Source organism: Mycobacterium sp. (genome assembly GCF_035640695.1).
In the GTDB taxonomy this organism is placed as follows: Bacteria; Actinomycetota; Actinomycetes; order Mycobacteriales; family Mycobacteriaceae; genus Mycobacterium.
In genome coordinates, this window is the sequence record NZ_DASQVQ010000067.1 from 1 (window position 1) to 19,618 (window position 19,618).

The following is a 19,618-nucleotide window of genomic DNA, read 5'->3' on the forward strand; positions in this document are numbered from 1 at the left end:
ACGTCGCCGTTCTGGTTCCAGAGCATCGGCGGGGACTGTGCCGGAGGCATGTTCCGCAGCCCCAGACGGGGGACGCAGGAGCTGCCCGGACTGGTACCGCCGCTGGCCCCTCCGGTGACCAGAATCGGTGTCGGCGTGGGTGGGGCCGGTGGGAGACTGGGGGTAGATGACTGACCGTTATCGGCCAGTGCCACCGCTGCACTCCAGATGCTCAGCGCGGTCAGCACCATGGCGATCAGTGTCTTCATGACTGCTCCTCGCTGATCTTGAAGAACTGGACCACCGCGGCGGCTTGCTTGCCGGGGGCGTGCCCGCCGCGCGGTAACTCGCGCACGATCTGACCGGAGACGAGGTGCCAAAAGCATCCCTGCCGCAGAGACCAGTACAGCAAGTTTCTCATCATTCGATCTCCGATCGGGCTGCTTTTGACCTGGAGCGGGATCATGCCACCACCCGAAGCCGGCGCACCGCATCTACACGCCGAAGACACATAAATATATATAGATTTAACAAGCATTCTCCCCACTGCGCGGCCGCACCACCCACCCCCATCGATTCGATCGATCCCTCAGCCACAGCCACCACCTGCGCACGGATGAGGCCGGTTCAGCGAGGCGTTCGAATCGCCTTAGCTCAACGCGCCGACCAAGGCATCCCGATCTCAAAACTCAAGAATTGAGCCGTACGCACCGGGATGGGTAGGTGTCCAAGGTGGTGTAGGTCGGCATGCCACATTATCCCCAACCTTCGCCGCATTTGGTCACTGAATTGGGTTGCACCACTGTGCATTACACAACAATTTTGCATTGCACAAACGGTTGTGCGGTGCCCGATATCGTCGAGTTTTACGCGACGCGGGGGCATGATTGCCAAGCAGAGATCGAGATCCAGCTTGAAGCGCGCCTACTCGGACAAGCGGTGCGGTGTTCCCGGGCGGGATCCCTAGTTGATGCGACGGTCGTGGCCGGTCCAGTAGGGCTCGCGCAGCCGGCTCTTCTGGATCTTGCCGGTCGCGGTCATCCGCCGACGCGACGCCAGGAAGCGGCGAGGACGTTCTCGACCGCGGCCGGATAGACGTTCTCGCGGCCGCCCACTCGATCTCCCACCCAACCCGCGAGGCGGCTGATCAGCGGCGCGAGTCGTCGGAGCCTAGCAGCGGTGGTATGCGTCACTTCCCGGCGGCGACACCAGATCGGCTCTCATCTCAGTCATCTCGTCCTACTCGGTGTCGCTGGGGGTTTTGATGCGGTGAATGTTGCGGGCAAGTCGTCTGCGTTTTTAGGAGACGAGCAGCAGCGCGGTCGTGATGAGCATGACGACGGCGGTGCCGCCGTGGACTCCGTAGGCGATCGACTTGGATCCGCCGTTGCGCAGCACGATGGCCGCGTCGGCGAGCGGGATGATGGTGGCGGCCAGCATCACCCAGCCGACCAGGTGGGTGGCGCCCGCGATCATCAGGATGATGACGAACAGCCCCGTGGCGATGTCGCGGATGCCTTTGACGCTGAGGTAGGCGCTCGCACCGGGTTGGCCTAGATCGGGTAGTACGCCGTAACCGGCGGCGGCGACGCGCGGCGCGACGAGGAAGCGTGCACCGATGAAGATGATCGCTGCGGCGAGCAGTCCTGCCAGGACGTAGCCGATGGTGGTGGTGATGGTCATGTCGAACACTCCTGAGATGTCGCTAGTGAATTGCTGAAAACGATGTCGGGTCAAGCAGTATCGTCTGAACGTCGACGATGTTGTCGACGTCGAAGCCGGCCATGTCGGCGGCGAATTCTGTGCTGGTCATGATGTGCCGTGTGAGTTGGTCGGGGTCGGCGTCTGGTGGGTAGCCGATCAGCGCGACCAGTTGGTTCCCGCCGTCGCCGTGTTCGGTCCACACACCGTGAGTGGTGACCCCGAACGTCTCGAAGGTGGGCACGTGCCGCGCCCAGTGCACCGTCGCGTACTGGTCCAGAGCCTCCGGCGATCGCAGGGTGTAGATCCTCAGCTGAAACATTGAAATCGGGCTCCTTGAAGTGGAATTCGGCGTCAATCTGTGCGCAGGGGCCTGTCAGATCATCAGCGCCACGCACAGTGCGGCCACCGCCACGCCCTGCAGCACCGCGCGGGCATCGATGATCGACTCCCACTTCGCTTGCAGCGCACGCCCATCCGGCAGCGCCTTGCTAGCGTCGGTAGCCGCGGTCAGTTGACGATTGATCGGGGCGCTCACCTGGGTGTACAGGACCAGCCACACCAACAGCGCGACCAGGGCGACACCCGCTGCGATGGCCTGCGCCCAGTGCGCAGCCACCGCTGCCAGCACCGCACTTGCCGCGGCGGCGAGCACCCCGAGCACTCCGGGCACCGGCATGCGCTTGTCTCCGTATCGATGCACCCTTCCCATGACCGCAACCAGGGCACTGTCGTTGACCGACGCCAGCGCCGGTCGCAGCACGATGGCGCAGAACACGTCGGTGCCGTACACCACCGCGGTACCCAGCACGGCGATCAGCGCCGCAGCGCGGGTAATGAGGTCGAAGTTCATGTCGCACTCCCCACCAGTCGTAGGCGCTAGCAACGCTAGCGTTAGCAACGCTAACCCCTTGGATGTGGGCGTGTCAATAGCAGTGCTAGAACTTCTAGCGATGCTATAATTCGGTATGGCCATTGAGGATCGCCGGGCGCGTGAGCGCGCCGCCCGCCGGCAGCTGATCATCACAACGGCTCGCACGTTGGCCGAAGCCGAGGGCTGGGACGCGGTGACCACCCGTAGGTTGTCGACCGAAATCGAGTACAGCCAGCCTGTGTTGTACAAGCACTTTCAAGGCATGGAACAAATCGCCGATGCCATCGCCATCGAGGGGTTCGGCGAGCTCGCCGAGGTCATTCGGGCCGCCCGCTCGGGCACCGGCGCGGCCAAAGGGGCGCTGACCCGGATTGCCCACGCCTACATCGACTTCGCCCGCGACAACCCCGCGGTGTACGACGCGATGTTCACCCGCGCGACCACCTTGCGCTTCGCTGCCGAAGACACACCCCCTCAGCTGGAGGCGGCCTTCGCCGAACTGCACCAAGCAGTCGCCCTCGTCGCCGACAAACAGGATGCGGACACTCTCACCGAGGTGTTCTGGGCCGCACTGCACGGACTGGTCACCCTCAGCCGTGCCGGCCGACTACGCCCTGGCTACGACTCCGATCGTCTCCAAGTGCTCGTCAACCAATTCACCAGCAGCCGACAAACGATGCGCTTGACCAAGCGCTGACTGGCGCTGTGCAAATGCGTACGTACTTAGCCCTGACCGAGGCGGTCAGCTTGCTGCAGTACGCCGTGCGAGAGCAGTTGCAGGCCGAGGGCGGCCTTAGCTACGTGCAGTTCGAGGTCTTGGCCAAATTGGTCGACGCCGGACGGCCGCTCACGATGACTGAGCTGGCCGACGGTGTGGTCTACAGCCGCAGCGGCCTGACCCATCAGGCCGGACTGTTGGAAACGCAGGGCTGATCACCCGCGAAGTCAGCACCCATGACAAGCGCGCCACGGTCGTCGACATCACCGAGGCGGGCCGAGCCCATGTCGCCAAGGTCCTCCCCGGCCACATCCAGGTCGTACGCGAACTGCTGTACGGCACGCTTTCGGACCAGGACGTGCGCGCCCTCGGCGACATCATGAGTCCCGTCCGCGACCACATGCGTGACCGGCCACCGCGCTCGGCGGCCCCCCGTAAACGCCACTCAGGTGTCGACTGATCAGGAAAGCGCTCACCATGACAGAGTCAGACCGACCAGTATTGTGCCGAGGACTCTGCTTCGATGGCCGCTCTGGGGCGCCGCGGTTGCGGACCTTGAGGATCCGTTCACTGGTCGTTGCCCAGCCGAGATGGGTTAGGGCTCCGGACTTTTCAGCATGAGCCACACAGCCCGCTCGAGGAATGGCGTATGTTTCGACCTCACGAAGGACCACCAGCGAAATCTCTGCTAGATGCGGGGGCAAGGGTTATCTGGTCTTGATCTTGGAGCGTCACATGCTCGCCCGCCTGATCGACCCCTGCGATCAGCCGCGAGGCGAGGATCTGATCCTGTGCGACATGCCGATCATCGATCGCGTCGGTCGTTACTCCTCACCGACGGTCTCTAGGCATTAGGCGCCAACGCGCCGGTGGCGGCGGTCAGGTCGGTGGCATGCCAGCCCTGGTCGGCGTTCCACCACAGTTCGCGGATGTGACCGTCGCGGCTCCGATAGAACACATGCTGGGTGCCTTGGGCATCGAACATGTACGCTGCGGGATCGCCCGCGGCACGCACCGCGCCGGTGGCGGCGGTCAGGTCGTTGAGATGCCAGCCCTGGTCGGCGTTCCACCACAGTTCCCGGATGTGGCCGTCGCCGCCGCGATAGACGACGTGCTGGGTGCCTTGGGCATCGAACATGTATCCGGCGGGATCGCCCGCGGCACCCGCGGCGCCGGTGGCGGCGGTCAGGTCGTTGACATGCCAGCCCTGGTCGGCGTCCCACCACAGTTCCCGGATGTGACCGTCGCCGCCGCGATAGACCACGTGCTTGGTGCCTTGGGCGTCGAACATGTATCCGGCGGGATCGCCATAACGGAAATGGAAGAAGAACGGATCGATTGACGAAGCGACGGCAGTTGCGTTGTCGGCGGCAAGCAGCGTATGCGTTGTCCAGTTGGCGTTCCGCTGATAGAGGATGCCAGAGGGAAAGTTCGCCAAGTCGGGCGAGTTCGAGCCTGAGAACACGCCGTAGAAGTCCACATCGACGGCGAGCAGGCGGATGTAGTCGCCGATGTACGGGAAGAACGCTCGGGCGGGGGTATTGGACGGCGCCGTGTGGAGGACCATCGTGGTCGCGGCACTGGCCCAGCCGTCGGCGGTCACCTCGAGCTGCGTGACCCAGCGGGTGCCCGTGAATTGCTGATAAGCGAATCCCACCACGCGCTGCGAATTAATGGCGAGCGCCGGGTTCTTTGCATTGGTGATTGTGCGCAGGTCGCCCGACCAGTTCTGACCCCCGTCAGTCGAGCGGCGCAGATGGATCGTCCAGTCGGTGCCGGCCGAGCCGCCGACGCGATCGCACCATGCGATGTAGACGGTGTTCGCATCGGTGGGATCGACGGTGATCGCCAGGTCGGCGCCGAGGCGCTCCTGGCCCATCGTGTCGTTGAAGCGGATGAAGCGGCCGGTGGCGACGCGCTGGCCGATAACGCCGTCCCCGCTGTCTACGAGCGCCCTGAACGGCGATGCACTCGTGCCCCATGCGTCATCGCGTGTGACCACGACGTCGATCGTGATGTTCGAGCCGTTGTTGGTCACCCACCGGTGAAATGCGGCGTAGACCACGCCACTGGGATGCAGCGCTATACGAACCGGTGGGCCGTCCTGGCCGGACGTGGTGCGGTGTTCCAACTGGAACGGCGCGAAGCCTGCCGGAGCGGGCTGCGTCGCCGCATCGGCCGACCGGTCGACGGTCCCTGTTTGGCCGCTCGGCTGGTTGAAGTCGTTACTGCCGACGAAGACGCGGTCGACCGAGGCGCCACTGACGACCACGCTGCCGGCGACGACCCACGGCTGGTCCTCGTTCGCTCGGTCGACGAGCACCGTCATCGGCGTGGTGGAAGTGGGCCCCGACGTGCGCATGATTTGCAGATGGCCGGTCGTGCCGTTGAGCGTGCCGGCGTAGAGCATCCCGCCCCTCGTCGCGAAGCCGACCGTGATGTCGCCCGTGCCGACGAAGCCGTTGCCGGGCACGACGTTGCGCAGCGACCACGCGAGGCCGCCGTCCACCGAGACATAGATCGGCGCGAACGAGCCGCCCGCCGCGGGCGTGAAGGCGGTACCCACAATGTCTGTCGGGTTGGCGGGGTTGACCGCGATGTTCGGCTCGCTGTCTTGTCTGGACTCGCCGCTCAATGCCGCCGGCATCATATTAACGACTCTGATCATGGCCCCTCAGCTCCCGGTCTCATGCAGCAGCTCGAGGTTCTGCACCGGCTGGAGGTCCTCGGAATTGACGATCTCGAACGGGGCGAGCTCGGCGAGCTCCCCCTCGGTGGCGTGCAAGAACCAGAGCCCGTTCTGGGACGCCTTCGGCTTCGGCGCCTCGCGCCACCGCACGTCGAGGCTGTTGGCGTAGAGCACCTTGACCTCCGAGTCCTCCTGTACGTCACCCCGCTCGACGTGGATCACATGCAGGGTCGCCCGCCACCAGTCGGGGTCGTGCTCGCGCAGCGGCGACCCCGACGCCCGCTCGAGCCCGACCACCCTCGCGAGCACGATCGCGTCGGCGCTGTCGGCTTGCGCGCGCAACCGCGCGGCAGTCACCTGCCGCTGCAGCGTCTCGAGCGGGGCCGCGCCGCCGGCCGCGGCCGCCATCGCAATGTGCGGTTCCATTTCCTCCACGGGGAGACGGCCGATCTCGGTCAACGCGATGCCCGCCCCGAAGACGAGCCCGTTCGCGAAGAAGACGAATGTAGAGCCGACCTCTGGGGGCTCGGTGTCGGGCAACAGCTGCACCGTCACGCTCATACCGGCCAGCTGCGCGAACGCATCCGGAGCCTGCAGCACCTGGTCCACGCGCACGACGGCCGTCCGCTCATCGACGGGCAGGTCCTCCATCGTCGCCGCGCCGAGGCGCTCGACGGTCCCCACAAAGCTGAACGCGGCCTGGCCCACGAGGGTGACTGCGGCCTCGGACATCGACTTTCTCAGCTTCCCGGTGTGGAGCCGCCGGCGCGAGCACGCCGCCACTCGTTCTTGGCCAACAGCGGCAAGGTAACGGCGCAGACGGCGAGGACTACGACGATTGCCCACTCCAGCGAGCCGGTGCCGGCGTCGGGATCAGTCCCGATCACCTTCTCGATCCAGTCGGGCCACGTTGCCGTGATTATCAGTAGTACGGCACTAATGGTTCCGAGGCTCACCTCGCACCAAAAGCGCCTCCGTACATGCCTCATCGATACCACCTTTATCGCCGGCACTTACTTTAGCTCGTAATGTGAGTAATTTTAGGGTACGGGTCAATGATTCGGTGCCGAATCGCATGCAAATGTGGACGGCAAGAACGCGCAATCAAGATCGGAATTAGAGAATCTTAACGGAGGTTGAACCATGATCTGCAATGGAGTGAACGCCGATTCTCTATGGCTGAAATCAAGATTTTCGCGTCTCGTCCAATAAACTGGGGTATAGGGGTGTGGCGGGCACCGCGGCGCTTGAAGGGTGCAGGCGCGGGACGAAACGGCTCGAAGTTGGCAGCGATCAGGTCAGGCTCCATCTCGCAGTTAAAGCCCGAGACAGGAGCCTTCGAGTGTCTCGGACACTCCCGGGCTGAACCGCGGGGTCGCAAAGGTCATGCTAGAAGGATCTCATCGGTCGCGTTTTTCTAGATCGGAGAAGACGGATCCAACATTGACCGCTACGTGCACGCCCAGTTCGGAGAAGCCGCGGGCATTGCGTGTTTTCCAAACTGGGCGCAGTATGCAGCGACATCCACCGGTAGGTTGCCAACCATAGCCCCACCTGGGAGCGCGCCTCGCTTGCACCGCCAGGAGTAAGCGTCGCCGGGGTCCATAAGGTACGCGTGTCCGGCGTCGAAGTTGCCACTGGCCGGGTACTGGGCTTGGCACACCGCGTCTATGTCGATTTCTTGGGAGCCGTAAGCGGTAGCGGCCGGTGTAATAAGGATCGGCAGCGGAAGCGCTGTGGCTGCAGCAGCAGCCAGTAGGTTGCGTCGTATCCTGGCTAATGCAGACCAGGTTGGCTTTTGTCCGCTCTTCAAGATCCTCATATAAGTCATATCTTATGACGTGTTACGCGGTACAGCTACTTAGTTCCTGGTCGACGAGCAGGATCTGCCAAACCACTGGCCACCGGTATCGAGAGCAGAGAAATTGTCATCCCTGAACGGGTGGAGCGTCGTCAGGGGACGTTTTGGGCTTCGACCTCGCTGTGTACAGCGCTGAACCGACCCCGGGGTCAAAAGCCTACGTCAGCCGCTAACGGTGACCGGCCCGGCCGCCGTGCCCGAAACCACCGCCGTGCCCAAACCACCCCGGTCAAAGACGTCGCCCTCCCTGTAAGGATATTGAGACGTGTACTGCGGATAACGAGGCGAGTCGTTGATCTGAACGTTGCCCGGCGAGTGGCATTGGTTTCCGACACCCCCGAATGGGCGCAAGCATGCTGACCGGCCGCGGCATTGGCCATGGCCGTTGGCGCGGCCACGATCGCTGCCGCGGCGACTCCCGCCGCTAACAGGCCGGGGGTAACTGAGCTTGATTCGCATAATGGCGCTGCTATGAATGGTTTGCCCCGCCTGGGCCCGTCCCAGAGACTGCTCGACGCCAAACTCATTCCGTCGCTGCGGACACTCATTACCGCTTCCGGTCTGGTTTGGAGTGCACCGGTGGTGACCGTGTGCTGGCATTTCCGTACTGCCTAATGCGGTACCGCGGGGGTTCACGAGCCGGCGGCAACGGGACTGGCTACCAGGATCTGATGAGTCGGTATCGCGCGATGGCGAATCGCTTGGCCGCGCAGGACATATCGGGATGGCCGAGGCCATCCCGCTTGTCGATGATCGTGTTCGCCTGGAATGCCGTTCAAAACTGGCGCTACGGCGAGCCGGTCACGGCAATTCCCTGCTTGGCCGCCTTGATCAACTAAGGCCGTAACCTCGACGACAACCGACCGCCGCTTTCAGCCATCTGTGTCATGCGCGTCAACAAAACCATCAGCACGGCCGTCAAGGAGTTGCGCACCCACCCAATCAGATCTGCTCGCTAGCTTTGTCGGAACCGACGAAGTCGCGGAGGCTGCCGTGTTCCGCTCAATGAAGTTGATGTCGGCGCGTCCGATGGCTGCTGGTGGCATCGATGCGGCGATGTATCCAGCCGCTGCCCACCTTCCGTGCGGATGCGGTGGACACTGAAATAACAGCTGGCCGATTCGGCGTGCCAATCGGACAAAGTCGTTACCGTACTCACATGGCGGACAATGAACAGGACAAGCCACCGAAACATGAAGCACGAGCGCAGCCAGCGGACGATGAGCCAATGGTCGATACGCGCGAACCCGACCCAGAAACACCGAAATCGGGAATTCGTAATAAGAATGAGTGGCAGGTGCCGCTTATTACTGCCGCGATCAGCGCCTTCGCTGCTCTCACAGGCGCATTAGTTGGTGGTATCTCGTCATATATTGTGGCGCAATCTAACAATACCGCTCAAGCCAATGAGGCACTGATTGCGCGCAAAGCAACGACGTATGCAGACTACATAACTTACCAGAGCGATCTGCTCCGCGCTGATAACGAATTGGTCGAACACTTTAAATCTAACCCAAGCGACACGGCCGCGATGGACCCGTTAGTCAAAACGTGGACTGATAATTACGGCAAGTGGCTCCATACAGACTTCATCGTCAAAGTTGTGGCGTCGCCCCAGGTCTCCTCGACGGGCGAAACGATACATACCCACAACGATAGAATACGGGATCTCTTGAACCATCTGATACACGAAGTTAATAGCCACGAGCCGATAGATCAGTCCGCACTCGTTGACTTGCACGCAGAATTTGTTCACATGAGCGATTTCGTCAATGACTTTACCGACCATGCACGGGCTGATACAACACCGCCGAAGGGAGGGTTGTTTTCCTAAAGTGCGATGGCTGCGACACAAAGATGCGGACCGGGCCACCTAGCAGGAGTACCCGAAACGGGTCCCCGCAGGCGTGGTACAAGGTCAGGGATGGTAGAGCCCATCAGAGTCGCGGCCCGTTGAAGCTGATTCGATGATTACGTGGGCTAACTCGTTAACCGAACCTTGCGCCGAGTTCTAGGCGCATTGTCCTCGCTTGCGGCTGGCGCGCGACTGGCAAGCGCCTTAGGATTTCGTAACCGGTAGCGCTTGTCAGAAGCGGCGTCGTCAGTGGTCAGGCAGCGAGATGTCCGGCGGCCCTTGCAACTTGGGCGCATTGGGTGTCTGGATACCCCGTGGCGTTGCCGGGACGGAGGTCGTCGCCGACCGTGCCGTGGAACTCGATGAGCTGGACACGCCGGAGCTCCTGGTCGTGGTTGTTGTCGGCGGTGTGGTCGTCGTGCTGCTGGTTGACACCCGGACGCTGGAAGTTGTGGAGCTCAGCGGCTGGGTCACTTGTATTGGCACCAATGTTTCGCCTGGCGGTAGCAACAGTCTGGGTGCCGGCGCCGCTACGGTTTCGCCAACGGGCATTTCCGCGAGGGGGATCGACGGCGGGGCTGCGCCCGCCGTGGGTAGCGCAACCAGAGCGAGGTTTTCAATAGGAGTATCGGATTTTCGCACTTCTACGACCGAGTTGGTGTCAAGGCCTTGCCATCTGTTCCCGGTGTACTCCTGGCTTGGGTATGTTTGCGGCTCGGCGAGCGGACTTCCAGAATCGCAACGAACCCGCGGAATTCCTCGGTCGTCGATCATCACCGCTGTGCCGGTCTGTAGCACTGACTGGACGGCTGTCGGCCGGCCGTTCTCAAAACGGTAACCCGTCACCCTTGTGTCTTGAGTGAGACGGACCGGCGACAGCATTTTCGTGTAATTGCGAATATCTGAGATGCCAATCGCGTCCCGCCACGCCTGAGCCTTGGCTGGATTCCGTTCGAGGAAGTCCACCAACTTGTCGCGGTCGCACACCGCCTGGCTCGTCGATCCGGCGTACAACCCGACCTTGTCGCCCGACAACATCTGCGTGCCGGCTTGGCCATCTGGCGAGCCGGTCGACGTTTTTTCGACGCGGTTCACTGTGCTCGGCTGGTCACCCGAGGTGATGGAATCCATCCACGGCGACGGGCCAGGAGAGTTGGCCGCCTCCAATGACACCAGGTTGGTAGCCCGCTGTTCCTTCTTTGTTTCGCCGTTCATGCAGCCGCTGAAGCCGAGGGCCAACGCGGCGGCGCAAAATGCTGCAGCGACCGCATGCGGCAACGGCGGCGACCGACGCCCTCGCCTACCGTCCCGGCGACGTGGAGTGGATTGAAACTTGAGGTGCATGTTGCCGCCGCCCTAGCTCGTGTGACCGGGCAAATGTAAACCCCACTAGAGCGGCATGAACTGAGTATTCGACTACTCGAGTTCCAAATAGTCGTTCAGCATTGCCTCAAATTGGCCCACTTTCTGCTGGGCAGCGGATGTGTACGTAGGCGACTGATCGATCAGCGTCTAGTGCCGTTTGCCGCGGCGATTTTCCGGGGCGCCAAGCTTTCCGTCGGCGTATGCCCACCCGGGTTTGACTCTGGACCTGGCGCCGCTGCACCCTGCCACGCAGGTCAGACCAGGCTAATTAAGAGGTATTGACAGGCACGATCGGTTTCGACGCCAGAGGTGATGTGTTGGCCGTGGCCGCCTCCGTCGGAGCCGGCTCTCCCGTGGGCAGGACGATTGGCGGCGCGGCAGCGCGGCCGTTTTCGCCACCGCTGTTCATGGTGTCGTTCGGCGGCCAGGACAAACCTGCCGGTGGCCAGGTTGTGTCCCCGTTGGACTGGGGGGCCATATTGCTGGGGTCGCCGATATTTGTCACGTCGTTATTGTTCGTATTGGTGTTGCTGTTGTCCGCGCTCGCGACGCCCGGCGACGCTAGCGCGACCACGACAGCAACTATTCCCGCTACTGTCGCCACACGCCGACCGCTGTTCATACAGTCAGTTTGCGCCCAGGTACTTGACATTGTCATTGCAGCTAGCGCCACTGATTTGTTTGCTATGAATCGCATCGAGGCAGGCAGCCAACCGGTCTCTGACGGGCGACGCAGAGCCCAGATCGAACGTAGCGTGACGCGGTGAGTTCGGCGGCGCATCGGAGTCTGCTTATTAGGTAATCACTTCCACGAAGGGTGCCGACAATGACGATCGAACATGTCTTGGCCGTAGTCCCGGTGACTGATATCCGCGCAGCCAACACCTGGTACGAAACGTTTTTCGGACGTGCGGCCGACAACAACCCGATGCCCGTGCTGGTGGAATGGCAGGTCGTTGACGGCGGCTGGGTCCAGGTATGGGTCGATGAGGACCGGGCGGGGTCCGGGCTGCTGAACATCGCCGTCGACGATCTGGACAAGCACGTAGTCGAGGCCAGGGACCACGGCCTAGCGCCCGGCGAGATTGAAGAGGTCAACAAGGGTGTGCGGCTCTGCACCATCACCGATCCCGACGGCAACATGATCAGACTGATCGGCGGTTTCCGGGTCAAGTACTGACCGTTCCACCGCCGGTGCCGAGATGGTTGCGCCTGCTCAGAAACTCACCTCGCACGAGCTCGAGGTCCTCTCGGCCGTCATCGTCTACGCGTTCGACGCAGCACTCGTCGTCCCGCAGTAGTGCGGTTAACCGCTTGGACCGGGTATGGTCGCACGCACTGCCGCTCTGGTGGGGAGCAGATGTTGGGATTTCAGATGCCGATGTCCCCACATGTGGGCCCACATCTGCGCGCGGCGGTGCGTGCGTCGGCTCCGCGCCCCGCCGCGGCCGAACGGGCCGCCAAGGATTTCGAACGTGACCTTTGGCCGGCGGTACGCGCCGAGATCCGTTGGGCCTTCACCCCGCCGCGCACCTGGCTGATGGGCGTGGTGGCCAACCTGTTCCTCGCCGCGGGGTGGTTGGTGGTACAGCCGATGACACCCCATGGCCGCCACCATGACTGGGTGGTCGTGGTTGGCACCTACTTCTCCTCGTTTGTCCTCGCCGATGTCACCACCACCAACCTGCTTGGCGCCGATCACTACCGCGTCCTAAAGGGTTTGTCCGATGGGGTGCCATTTTGGCGGATGCTAGTGATCAAGAACCTGGCCCTGATCGTGCTGATCGGGCTGCCTACCGTAACGGCTGCGATGGTGCTGACGCTGTGGCTGGAAACGCCGGCGCGCCTGGCCGTCACGATCCCCAACGTTGTAGTGCCCATCGTGACCTGGCTCGGCGTGGGCAACGTGATCTCGGTGCTGCATCCGGTGGCCGCTGTGCCGCTGATTCGGCGGTGGCGGCAGCGTCGCGATCGTCGCCGGACCGCCGCCTGGCTCCTGGCCCTGGCGCTGCCGTATGCGCTGTACTACATAGCCGACCCGGTAGGCGGGGTGGGGCACCGCATGTTGTGGAGACAGCTACCCGCAGCAATCGGGCCGGTGCTGGGGCGCGACACCAAAAGCTTCGTCCATCTCGGCATCGCCGTAGCGGTCTGGCTGGCCGGAATGGTCGCCGCCGAGCTGTGGGTGCGCAAGCGTGGGTTGCAGTTCAGGTGACCATAAGAGCTGGCATCGACCGTTAGACCGACGATGTCCTGCGCAGATGCCGCCCACTACCGCCTCGGCCGCGGTGCTGAATACTTGTATCGATGGATCCGCAACCGCATGGCCCGCGCCATCGTGCGGTCACGACGGAGCCGCGCCGTCGGCGTGGCTTCGCGGTTCTGCGCGTCGCGATCGGGGTGGTGTCGGCGCTCGTTCTGGCCGGCGCCGGCGTGGGCTGGTGGGTCGTCCACGGGCTGGTTGGCGGCATCACCGTGTCACAGGCCCTCGGTGAGAATGATCCGAAGTCAACCGGCGGTGCGATGAACATCTTGCTCATCGGCCTGGACTCACGAAAAGACCAGCAGGGCAACGAATTACCGTCGGCGATGCTGGCCAAGCTGCACGCCGGCGACTCGGATTCCGGTGGTTACAACACCAATACGCTGATACTGGTTCACATCGCCGCCGACGACAAGGTCACGGCGTTTTCGATACCACGCGACGACTACATCGCCGTCAGCGGCATTCCGGGCTACAGCCACATCAAGATCAAGGAGGCCTACGGGCTGACCAAGGCCAACACCGAGCAGCGGCTCATGGACAAGGGCGTTTCCGATCAACAGTCGTTGGAGACCTCGGGCCGTGAGGCCGGGCGAGCGGCGACCATCAACGCGGTGCGCAAATTGACGGGCGCGCCCATCGACTACTTCGCCGAGGTCAACCTGGCGGGGTTTTTTGACTTGGCCCAAAGCTTGGGCGGGGTTCAGGTGTGTCTGAACCATGCCGTCTACGACGAATACTCGGGTGCCGATTTCCCGGCCGGCAGCCAAACGCTGAATGCCCAACAGGCGCTGGCGTTCGTGCGTCAACGCCACGGGCTCGAGAACGGTGACCTGGACCGCACGCACCGGCAGCAGGCGTTCCTGGTCGGCGTCATGCGGCAGCTGCAGCAGACCGGATCGTTCACCGACGTCACCAAACTCGAGGCGCTGATGGCGATCGCTCGAAAGAACATCGTGCTGTCCACCGGATGGAGCCAGCAGCAATTCCAGCGCGTAGGCGCTCTGGCGGGCGGGGACGTCCAATTCCGCACACTGCCGGTGGTGCGCTACGAGATGACCGCCGACGGCGAGGCGGTAAACATCATCGACCCGGCCGCCATCAAGGCCGAAGTGGCCGCCGCGTTCAACAACGGCTCGCCCACGACCACATCGACGACCCAGGCCCCGTCGAGCACCGTCGACGTGATCAACGCCGCCGGCACCGCCGGGCTGGCGGCGACGGTGTCGCGGTCATTGACCGGTCGCGGTTTCATCGCGGGACAGATCCGCAGCGCCTCGGCCGGTGAACACACCAGTACCACCATCGAATACGGGGACGGTGCGCAGGCCGACGCCGAGAACGTCGCTGCGTTGCTGGGAATCAGCGCTTCACCTCAGGCGGCCGACCTGCCCGCGGGACACCTGCGTGTGACTCTCGGCCGGGACTACCAGTTGCCCGACGGCCTGTGGCAAGACGAATATTCCGCGGTCAGTACATCGGAAACGGGAGCAACGCCCACCAAGGCCCCGGACACCGGGCGGGCGGTTGCCGGCGGCGGGATTCCATGCGTCAACTGAGTCCCCGCGAACCGCCGGTCCCAGGCAATACGCAGGGTCGGATCCGTTTATAGAATCCCTCAAAATGAAACCCGCAGCGGGCTTGCGCCGCGCTGCGGGTTCGAAATGCGACCGGCTAGCCGGACTCGACCGTGTGGGTCTCGATCGACTTCTGGCCACCGGCCGGCGTGACCTCGATGCGCCGCGGCTTGGCCTGCTCCGCCATTGGGATCGTGACCGATAGCACGCCGTTCTCGTAGGTTGCGGAAATGCCGGACGGGTCGATGCCCTCACCGAGGGCCAGCTGCCGCCGATACGTGCCGAAGAACCTCTCACTCGTCAGCCACTGAACGGCATCGTCGGACTGCGGAGTCCGGCGCGCGGTGATCGTCAGGGTGCCGTTGTCGACGTTGACGTCGACGGAACCCGGATCGATCCCGGGCAGATCGGCCGTCAGCACATAGTGATCTTGGACCTTATAGAGGTCCATCGGCATGAACCGTGGACTGCGATTTGATCCGGTCTGACTCCATAGACTCCGGGTCAACGCGTCAAAGTCGCTGAACGGATCAAAGCGAAGCACAGCAACACCTCCTGGTTTCCCTCAGAGCCCGCCACCCTGGCGGGCAGCCTACTACTGTGCACTGACAAGATTAGCACTCCTCTATCGAGAGTGCTAATCATTTGGCGAAGATTTCGGGCGATTTTGCGGCATTGCCGGGCGGCGAGCGGACGCCGTAACGTACCTTGCAACGCCCGCTGCAGGGAGAGTCGATGACCGAGGCCGCAGCCGTCAGCGCCAACGAACTGGCCGGGCTTGCGATGTTCGTCGGAGTTGACGCTGCCGACCTCGCCCCGCTTGCAGCCGAACTGGAGCCGGTGCGGGCCGCGCCCGGTGACGTGTTGATGCGACAGGGTGATCCCGCGCTGTCGTTTCTGCTCATCGCCGAGGGCATCGTCAAAATCCGGCACACCGGTCCGGACGGCGCGACTGCGGTGGCCGACGTGCCGCCCGGATTGATCGTGGGCGAGATCGCGCTGTTACGGAACACGTCCAGAACCGCAACAGTCATTGCAACCGAGCGGCTATATGCCTTCAAGGGGCGCCATCGGGCGTTCGAGGCGATGCTCGAAATCCCCGACATCGCACACAGGCTGGTGCGCACCGCGCGACAGCGGCTGGCCGCGTTCCTGACGCCCATACCGGTCCGTGCCCGCGACGGCACCGAGCTGTTTCTGCGGCCGGTCCTGCCCGGCGACGGTGTGCGGGTCATCAAGGGTCGCGTGTGGTTCTCGCCCGACACGTTGTACCGGCGATTCCTGTCGGTGCGCACCCCGAATGAGGCGCTGCTGACGTATCTATCCGAGGTCGACTACGTCGACCACTTCGTCTGGGTCGCCACCGACGGTGCCGACGGGTCCATCGTGGGCGATGCCCGGTACGTGCGGGGCACGGACGACCCGACTTGCGCGGAGGTCGCGTTCACGGTCGCGGACGCCTATCAGGGCCGCGGCATCGGGTCGCTGTTGTTCGGGGCGCTTGCGATCGCCGCCCATGTTGGCGGCATCCATCGGTTTCACGCCGAGGTGCTCTCCGACAACACGCCCGCGCGTACGCTGCTGGATCGGCTGGCGGCGGACTGGGAACACGACGAACCCGGCGTGGTCACCACGACCGTCGACGTCCCCGATCCGAACGACCTTCCGCTGAAGATGGACTGCATCAAGGAGATTCACGGCGTGGCGCGGCAGGTCATCCATGCCTTCGACTGATTGACCGCCCTCGCCGACCCATAGATCTCGGCCAGGAACTGCTCGACGGCCACCGCGGCGTGCGCGGCCCGCGCCGAGCCGAGGATGTCGAACCCATGCTGAGCAAGCGGCAGCTCGGCATACACCACGGGTACCCTGCTGACGTCGCGGAGCCGGGCGACGAAGGTGCGGGCCTGCTCGACCGGGACGAGCGAGTCGTTTGCGCCGTGCAGCACGAAGAACGGCGGAGCCTCGGCATCTACGTATGTGATCGGCGACGCCGCCCGATACGACTCGGGATAGTCGGCGAGCGGCTGCTTTATCACGTACGTCTCCAGGAGCTCGATGTTGTTCGGGTGCAGCAAGCGACCATCGTTGCGGGTGAAGTCGTAAATGCCATAGAACGGAATGGCGGCCTGCACGCGGGTGTCGGCGTCTTCGAACCCGGGCTGAAACTGTGGGTTGTTGGCCGTGAGCGCCGCCAGCGCGGACAGGTGGCCACCGGCTGATCCGCCGGTGATGGCGATGAAGTCGGGATCGCCGCCGTACTCGGCGATGTGCTCCTTGACCCACGCGATGGCCGTCTTCACGTCGACGATGTGGTCCGGCCAGGTGTTGCGTGGGCTGTGCCGGTAGTTGATGGACACGCATATCCAGCCGAGCTCAGCGAGGTGGCTCATCAGCGGATGTCCTTGTCCGCGTTTGTTTCCCATCACCCAACCGCCGCCGTGCACCTGCAGCAGTACCGGCGCGCGGCCATCGCGGTCGAGGTCGGGCCGTCGCCAAATGTCCAGCCGGTTCGCGCGGCCGTACGGTCCGTAGGGGATGTCGCCGTCATGGGCGTAGTCGCGGTAGATCCGCATCATCCGCACCAGCCCGGGCGCCTTCGCTGTTCCGCCCTGATCCGCCGGACGGCGCCACAGGCTAGTCGAGTCGGTGCGCCGATCGGTGCCCAACCCGTCGTCGAGCGCCGCGGTCAGCGGCTCGTTCGCCCGACGGCCGACGCGATCCAGCCACACCAACCCCGACCACGACAACCCCGACAGCAGCCACACGAGCAGACGGGTGCGCAGCGGCAGCCGGCGGGACACGGCGGCCACGCCGAGGGCCTGCGCGCCGAGCGTCTGGAGAGGCACTTCGGAAACGATCGTTCCGAAGGCGAATGCCGCCACCGACGGACGGCCGCGGCGGGCCAGCGGATGGTAAGCGTTCAGCGTCGACGCCGCCGAGATGCCGGACACCATCAGAGCCGCTACCTGCGGAAGTAATCCTTTTTCTCTTGCGCGCATTCGGCCACCTTACGAGGAGGTCACGGTGGTAGCTTCGGCGACCAGATGAAACCGCCGCTGAGCAAGGACACCAAGCTCTGCATCTCGCTGGCTGCGCGCCCGAGCAACATCGGCACGCGGTTCCACAACTATCTCTACGAGCAGCTTGGTCTGGACTTCATCTACAAGGCGTTCACCACGACAGACATCGTCGCGGCGATCGGTGGGGTGCGTGCTCTTGGTATCCGCGGCTGCTCGGTGTCGATGCCGTTCAAGGAACACGTCATTCCGCTGGTCGACGAGATCGAGGAGTCGGCACAGGTGATCCACTCGGTGAACACGATCGTCAACGACGACGGACGCCTCACCGCGGCCAACACCGACTACATCGCGGTCGCGCAGCTCATCCGGGAACATCGACTCAACCCCGACGTGAAGGTGCTGATTCGGGGAAGCGGCGGGATGGCCAACGCGGTAGGCGCCGCGTTCCGCGATGCTGGCTTCTCCGACGGCGTCATCGTCGCCCGCAACCCCGAAAGCGGGCGGGCACTGGCCGATCGGCTTGGGTATGAGTGGCATCCCGACGTTCGCGGGCTGGCCGCTGCGGTGATCGTCAACGCGACACCGATCGGCATGGCCGGTGGACCCGAAGAACAGCAGACCGCATACGGCGAGGATTTAATCAACAAGGCGCACATCGTTTTTGACGTCGTGGCGGTGCCGGCGGAGACCCCGCTGATCGCCGCGGCCCGGACGGCCGGCAAGGACGTGATCACCGGGGCCGAAGTGATCGCGCTGCAGGCGGCGGAGCAGTTCGCGCGCTACACCGGCGTGCGGCCGACTCCCGAACTGATCGAAGCCGCTTCCGTCATCTCGAGGGCTTGACTGCGGCGCATTGACCACGACGACCGGTCGAGGCACCTTTTCGGGCAACGGGCCGGGCCACCGTTACAGGGTGATCGTGGTCTGCTGATCGATCACATCGGTTGCGGCACTGAGAACGCCGGCCTGGTTGTCCCTGCCGTCGGCGTTGAGTTGCAGCACGTAAAGTCCGTCGCTGCCGGGGATGACCACGGTCTTCTGCGCGACTATCTTTTTTGTCCCGTTGTCGTCCCAACTTCCGGCCAGCTGGTAAGCGGAATAACCACCGAGCTCACTGGTGGCGCCCTCGTTCATCGGCGACCAGCCGGAGAGGTTGCTCAGCTCACCGGGAGCGAGGTCGATGATCTTCTGCGGATCGACGTTGCCGGTCAGCTTGGAGACCACCGCGACGATGCTCGGCGTGTAGTCGGCGGCTTCGGGTCCGGTGTAGACGATCGCGCCGTAGGCCCAGTCGGGTGTGTCGGTGCCGGCGTCCGCCCAGCCGGGAGGGACCGGCAGGGTGACGGTCGGCGAGCCGGGGTCGCCGCGGTGGACCGGGGTTTCTTGGATTCCGTTTTCGGCGATGTACGACGCAATAGTGGGGAGGGGGCCGGGAGCCTGCTCGGCCGTGCGCGGCGGAATCTTGGCCGACGGGGTCTTGCTCGTCGTGGTCGTGGTCGTCGCCGTACTGGCGGACTTGTTGCTCGAGCCGCAGCCGACCAGGGCGAGGCTCGTGGCGAGGCTCATGGCCACAACAGCGATGGCGGCGCCGACTGCTGTCGTCTTCGGCATGAAGCGTCTCCTCTCGACCGGCGTTTTTCCGCGCCGCGACCGGAGCGCATCGTAGCTACGTCTGCTTGGAATCGGCTTGGAATCGGCTTGGAACGGCGAATG

The 19,618-nt window shown here is 63.8% G+C and carries 18 protein-coding genes and 2 pseudogenes; 8 read left to right on the forward strand and 12 right to left on the reverse strand.

The window, feature by feature from the left end:
• From VE759_RS08615 to VE759_RS08635, 5 genes and pseudogenes are all read right to left on the reverse strand, one after another.
• Nucleotides 1–248 (reverse strand): annotated as a pseudogene (locus VE759_RS08615) (hypothetical protein); the annotation flags it as partial.
• Entirely contained in the window at nucleotides 245–403 is a 159-nt protein-coding gene (locus tag VE759_RS08620; protein WP_324930378.1) for a hypothetical protein, read from the reverse strand. The pseudogene VE759_RS08615 and the gene VE759_RS08620, both read right to left, overlap by 4 nt.
• 875 nt (nucleotides 404–1,278) lie before the next feature.
• Entirely contained in the window at nucleotides 1,279–1,662 is a 384-nt protein-coding gene (locus tag VE759_RS08625) for a DUF4267 domain-containing protein (RefSeq protein WP_324930381.1), read from the reverse strand.
• A 22-nt stretch (nucleotides 1,663–1,684) separates the two neighbouring features.
• Nucleotides 1,685–2,002 (reverse strand): NIPSNAP family protein, encoded by a 318-nt coding sequence (locus tag VE759_RS08630; protein ID WP_324930384.1) that lies wholly within the window; start codon nucleotides 2,000–2,002, stop codon nucleotides 1,685–1,687.
• 54 nt (nucleotides 2,003–2,056) lie between these two features.
• On the reverse strand, nucleotides 2,057–2,533 hold the full coding sequence (locus VE759_RS08635) for a DUF1772 domain-containing protein (protein ID WP_324930387.1): 477 nt from the start codon (nucleotides 2,531–2,533) through the stop codon (nucleotides 2,057–2,059).
• A gap of 115 nt (nucleotides 2,534–2,648) precedes the next feature.
• Here VE759_RS08635 and VE759_RS08640 point away from each other — a divergent pair, with 115 nt between their 5' ends.
• Nucleotides 2,649–3,251, forward strand: coding sequence for a TetR/AcrR family transcriptional regulator (locus VE759_RS08640; RefSeq protein ID WP_324930390.1), 603 nt, complete (start codon nucleotides 2,649–2,651; stop codon nucleotides 3,249–3,251).
• Nucleotides 3,252–3,265: 14 nt separating this feature from the next.
• Nucleotides 3,266–3,732: pseudogene (locus VE759_RS08645) on the forward strand (MarR family winged helix-turn-helix transcriptional regulator).
• A 384-nt stretch (nucleotides 3,733–4,116) separates the two neighbouring features.
• On the opposite strand, the gene VE759_RS08650 reads toward VE759_RS08645, so the two are convergent.
• Genes VE759_RS08650 through VE759_RS08660 form a run of 3 tightly spaced genes read right to left on the reverse strand, consistent with a single transcriptional unit; the run spans nucleotide 4,117 to nucleotide 6,950 of the window.
• Nucleotides 4,117–5,922 (reverse strand): hypothetical protein, encoded by a 1,806-nt coding sequence (locus VE759_RS08650; protein ID WP_324930392.1) that lies wholly within the window; start codon nucleotides 5,920–5,922, stop codon nucleotides 4,117–4,119.
• Nucleotides 5,923–5,946: 24 nt separating this feature from the next.
• Nucleotides 5,947–6,693, reverse strand: a complete 747-nt coding sequence (locus tag VE759_RS08655) for a hypothetical protein (protein ID WP_324930395.1) — start codon at nucleotides 6,691–6,693, stop codon at nucleotides 5,947–5,949.
• A gap of 8 nt (nucleotides 6,694–6,701) precedes the next feature.
• Nucleotides 6,702–6,950 carry a hypothetical protein gene (locus tag VE759_RS08660; protein ID WP_324930400.1) on the reverse strand — a complete coding sequence of 83 codons (249 nt, stop codon included), beginning with the start codon at nucleotides 6,948–6,950 and terminating at the stop codon, nucleotides 6,702–6,704.
• Nucleotides 6,951–8,981: 2,031 nt separating this feature from the next.
• Here VE759_RS08660 and VE759_RS08665 point away from each other — a divergent pair.
• Nucleotides 8,982–9,656: a hypothetical protein gene (locus VE759_RS08665; protein WP_324930403.1), complete on the forward strand. Its 675-nt coding sequence runs from the start codon at nucleotides 8,982–8,984 to the stop codon at nucleotides 9,654–9,656.
• Nucleotides 9,657–9,923: 267 nt separating this feature from the next.
• Here VE759_RS08665 and VE759_RS08670 read toward each other — a convergent pair whose 3' ends face one another.
• Nucleotides 9,924–10,955: a DUF6777 domain-containing protein gene (locus VE759_RS08670; RefSeq protein ID WP_324930406.1), complete on the reverse strand. Its 1,032-nt coding sequence runs from the start codon at nucleotides 10,953–10,955 to the stop codon at nucleotides 9,924–9,926.
• Nucleotides 10,956–11,868: 913 nt separating this feature from the next.
• On the opposite strand from VE759_RS08670, the gene VE759_RS08675 reads away from it, so the two are divergent.
• From VE759_RS08675 to VE759_RS08685, 3 genes are all read left to right on the forward strand, one after another.
• Nucleotides 11,869–12,222 carry a VOC family protein gene (locus VE759_RS08675; RefSeq protein WP_324930409.1) on the forward strand — a complete coding sequence of 118 codons (354 nt, stop codon included), beginning with the start codon at nucleotides 11,869–11,871 and terminating at the stop codon, nucleotides 12,220–12,222.
• Between the two features lie 195 nt (nucleotides 12,223–12,417).
• Nucleotides 12,418–13,257 (forward strand): hypothetical protein, encoded by an 840-nt coding sequence (locus tag VE759_RS08680; protein ID WP_324930412.1) that lies wholly within the window; start codon nucleotides 12,418–12,420, stop codon nucleotides 13,255–13,257.
• A gap of 92 nt (nucleotides 13,258–13,349) precedes the next feature.
• The gene (locus tag VE759_RS08685) at nucleotides 13,350–14,864 is read left to right on the forward strand and encodes an LCP family protein (RefSeq protein WP_324930415.1); all 1,515 of its coding nucleotides are present in this window, start codon (nucleotides 13,350–13,352) and stop codon (nucleotides 14,862–14,864) included.
• Nucleotides 14,865–14,979: 115 nt separating this feature from the next.
• Here VE759_RS08685 and VE759_RS08690 read toward each other — a convergent pair whose 3' ends face one another.
• Nucleotides 14,980–15,426, reverse strand: a complete 447-nt coding sequence (locus VE759_RS08690) for an Hsp20/alpha crystallin family protein (RefSeq protein WP_324930418.1) — start codon at nucleotides 15,424–15,426, stop codon at nucleotides 14,980–14,982.
• A 191-nt stretch (nucleotides 15,427–15,617) separates the two neighbouring features.
• On the opposite strand from VE759_RS08690, the gene VE759_RS08695 reads away from it, so the two are divergent.
• A complete protein-coding gene (locus tag VE759_RS08695; protein WP_324930421.1) occupies nucleotides 15,618–16,616 on the forward strand; it encodes a GNAT family N-acetyltransferase in 999 nt (332 codons plus the stop codon).
• On the opposite strand, the gene VE759_RS08700 is transcribed toward VE759_RS08695, so the two are convergent.
• Nucleotides 16,577–17,884 carry an alpha/beta hydrolase gene (locus VE759_RS08700; protein WP_324930424.1) on the reverse strand — a complete coding sequence of 436 codons (1,308 nt, stop codon included), beginning with the start codon at nucleotides 17,882–17,884 and terminating at the stop codon, nucleotides 16,577–16,579. The genes VE759_RS08695 and VE759_RS08700 overlap by 40 nt on opposite strands.
• Before the next feature lie 45 nt (nucleotides 17,885–17,929).
• On the opposite strand from VE759_RS08700, the gene VE759_RS08705 reads away from it, so the two are divergent.
• A complete protein-coding gene (locus VE759_RS08705) occupies nucleotides 17,930–18,748 on the forward strand; it encodes a shikimate 5-dehydrogenase (RefSeq protein ID WP_324930427.1) in 819 nt (272 codons plus the stop codon).
• A 63-nt stretch (nucleotides 18,749–18,811) separates the two neighbouring features.
• Here the strand turns inward: VE759_RS08705 and VE759_RS08710 are convergent, their stop codons facing one another.
• Nucleotides 18,812–19,516 (reverse strand): LpqN/LpqT family lipoprotein, encoded by a 705-nt coding sequence (locus tag VE759_RS08710; RefSeq protein WP_324930430.1) that lies wholly within the window; start codon nucleotides 19,514–19,516, stop codon nucleotides 18,812–18,814.
• Between the last annotated feature and the right edge of the window lie 102 nt (nucleotides 19,517–19,618).